We start from the raw sequence: 2,655 nt of genomic DNA, 5'->3' as shown, positions 1-2,655 counted from the left end.
CCGGGCACCCACCCCGCCGCTACTTCAGCGCCAGCCAAGCCACCGCCGCCACGATCGCCACCGCGATCACCACACCCACGATGAGCCCGATGCGCGGGCCGCCCGACGCGGCGGGCGCGGTCTGCTGTCGGCCCTGCGGGCCCTCGTCGACGAACGCGCGGAACATCTGGGTGCTGCCGGCGGGGTCGTAGTTGCCCTGGGGGCCCTGGTTGTCAGCCATGCCCAGAGACCCTAGCGAATCTGGCAGTGGCGCCCAAGTGCGGGGCTGACGGGGGTATCAGCAGGCCCCACGTGCAGGTTTACGTTCGCAATACTTGCCTTTGCCAAGTTTTTATGCCGCCCTCATCCCGATTTATTTGCCTGTAGCAACCAAGCACGCCTATGGTTGCCCAAAGCAACAAATACGGGAGGTGTGATGGCCGTGCAGGCGCGCTACGAGGAGCTGATCCGTCAGTTCAGCGCCTTCGGAGCCGTGAAGCGGGAGATAGGACGGGTGATGCCGTCCGAGTGCCCTGCCGGTTCCGCCGCCGTACTGACCCTGCTCGGGCGCTACGGGGACATGCGCATGAGCAAGCTCTCCGAGTTGCTCGCCGTGGACATGTCCGTCACCAGCCGCCACGTGGCGCACGTCGCCGAGCGCGGCTGGATCGAGCGCTCCCCCGACCCCGCGGACAAACGCTCCCGCATCCTGCGCCTGACGCCGGCCGGCCAGTCGCTCCTCGACCAGCTGTCCCGGCGGACCTGCCACCTGCTCGCCGAGCGGCTGGGCGACTGGAGCGACGACGAGGTGGCCCAGCTCACCGCGCTGATGGCCCGGCTGCGAGCGAGCTTCGACGACACCCGCGCCCACGACACCCGCTCGCACGACACCCGCGCCCTCGGCCCCGACCCCCGGCCACCCGCACCCCCCGTACTCGAACAGACCACCCGTACACCCGCGATCACCCAGTAAGAGAAGGAAGCCCATGGCAACGACCACACCAGCCGGTGTGCGGGCTCACGCCAAGCACGGGGGAGGCTCCGGCGAGTACGCCCCGATGACGCACCGGCAGATCATGGAGGCCCTCTCCGGCCTGCTGCTCGGCATGTTCGTGGCGATCCTGTCGTCCACGATCGTCACCAACGCGCTCCCGCACATCATCAGCGACCTCGGCGGCGGCCAGTCCGCCTACACCTGGGTCGTCACCGCCGCCCTGCTGTCGATGACCGCGGCCACCCCCCTGTGGGGCAAGCTCGCCGACCTGTACAGCAAGAAGGCGCTCGTCCAGATAGCGCTGGTCATCTACGTCCTCGGCTCCGCGGCCGCCGGTCTCTCGCAGAACGCCGGCATGCTGATCGCCTGCCGTGTCGTCCAGGGCATCGGCGTCGGCGGTCTGTCCGCCCTCGCGCAGATCGTCATGGCCGCGATGATCTCCCCGCGTGAGCGCGGCCGTTACTCCGGCTACCTCGGCGCGACCTTCGCCGTCGCCACCGTCGGCGGCCCGCTGCTCGGCGGTGTCATCACCGACACCTCGTGGCTGGGCTGGCGCTGGTGCTTCTACGTCGGTGTCCCCTTCGCCGTCATCGCGCTGATCGTGCTCCAGAAGACCCTGCACCTGCCCGTCGTGAAGCGGGACGTCAAGGTCGACTGGGCCGGCGCGACCTTCATCGCCGCCGCCGTCTCGCTGCTGCTGGTCTGGGTCACCTTCGCCGGTGACAAGTACGACTGGCTGTCGTGGCAGACGTACACGATGGTCGGCGGTTCGATCGTGCTCGGACTGCTGTTCGTGCTGATCGAGGCCAAGGCCACCGAGCCGATCATCCCGCTCCGGCTGTTCCGGAACCGGACCATCACGCTGGCCTCGCTGGCCTCGCTCTTCGTCGGTGTCGCGATGTTCACCGGCACGGTCTTCTTCAGCCAGTACTTCCAGCTGGCCCGCGACAAGTCCCCGACGATGTCCGGCGTCATGACCATCCCGATGATCGGCGGACTGTTCGTCTCCTCGACCGTCTCCGGGCAGTTCATCACCCGCACCGGGCGCTGGAAGGCGTGGCTGGTCAGCGGTGGTGTGCTGGTGACGGCCGGACTGGGCCTGCTGGGCACCATCCGGTACGACACGGCCTACTGGAAGATGTCGATCTTCATGGCGCTGCTGGGTCTGGGCATCGGCATGATGATGCAGAACCTGGTGCTGTGCACGCAGAACCAGGTCGACCCGGGCGACCTCGGCTCCGCCAGCTCGACGGTCACGTTCTTCCGTTCCCTCGGCGGTGCGGTCGGCGTCTCCGCGCTCGGCGCGGTCATGGCCCACCGGATCACGCACTACGTAAAGGACGGCGTCGCCGCTCTCGACCCGCAGTACCGGGCCGCCCTGGCCGGTTCCGGCTCCTCCACCGACAGCATCCCGGACCTGGCCAAGCTCCCGGCCCCGGTGCGCACGCTGGTGGAGAGCTCCTACGGGCACGGCATCGCCGACGTGTTCCTGATCGCCGGCGCCCTCGCGGCCGTCGCGTTCCTGATCACGCTGTTCATCAAGGAGGTCCCGCTGCGGACCAAGGGCGCGCTGGCGCAGGCCGCGGCGGAGCAGTCGCCGGCCGAGGTGGCCGCGGAAGCCGCCGAGGCCCCGGCCGCCGCGCACACCCCGAGCTGGGCCGCCACCGCCCCCGACACCGCCC

General features: G+C 69.3%; 3 protein-coding genes. 2 read left to right on the top strand and 1 reads right to left on the bottom strand.

Annotated elements, in window-relative coordinates; translation table 11 throughout:
• Positions 1-19 precede the first annotated feature (19 nt).
• Positions 20-220, bottom strand: coding sequence for a hypothetical protein (locus AOJ26_RS30520; protein WP_053851599.1), 201 nt, complete (start codon positions 218-220; stop codon positions 20-22).
• A gap of 195 nt (positions 221-415) precedes the next feature.
• On the opposite strand from AOJ26_RS30520, the gene AOJ26_RS30515 reads away from it, so the two are divergent.
• Both AOJ26_RS30515 and AOJ26_RS30510 read left to right on the top strand, forming a co-directional pair.
• A complete protein-coding gene (locus tag AOJ26_RS30515) occupies positions 416-952 on the top strand; it encodes a MarR family winged helix-turn-helix transcriptional regulator (protein ID WP_053851598.1) in 537 nt (178 codons plus the stop codon).
• A 13-nt stretch (positions 953-965) separates the two neighbouring features.
• Positions 966-2,655, top strand: a 1,690-nt coding sequence (locus AOJ26_RS30510; protein ID WP_234358710.1) for an MDR family MFS transporter, incomplete at its 3' end; no start/stop codon positions are given.

Source organism: Streptomyces sp. NRRL B-24085 (genome assembly GCF_001282115.1).
In the GTDB taxonomy this organism is placed as follows: domain Bacteria; phylum Actinomycetota; class Actinomycetes; order Streptomycetales; family Streptomycetaceae; genus Streptomyces.
Note: the sequence above shows the minus strand (reverse complement) of the source record. Positions and strands in the feature narration are given on the sequence as shown.

What these genes read in the sequence shown, in the direction of transcription:
- AOJ26_RS30520 (WP_053851599.1), bottom strand. Translation starts at nt 220, where the DNA reads ATGGCTGACAACCAGGGCCCCCAGGGCAACTACGACCCCGCCGGCAGC.
- AOJ26_RS30515 (WP_053851598.1), top strand. Translation starts at nt 416, where the DNA reads ATGGCCGTGCAGGCGCGCTACGAGGAGCTGATCCGTCAGTTCAGCGCC.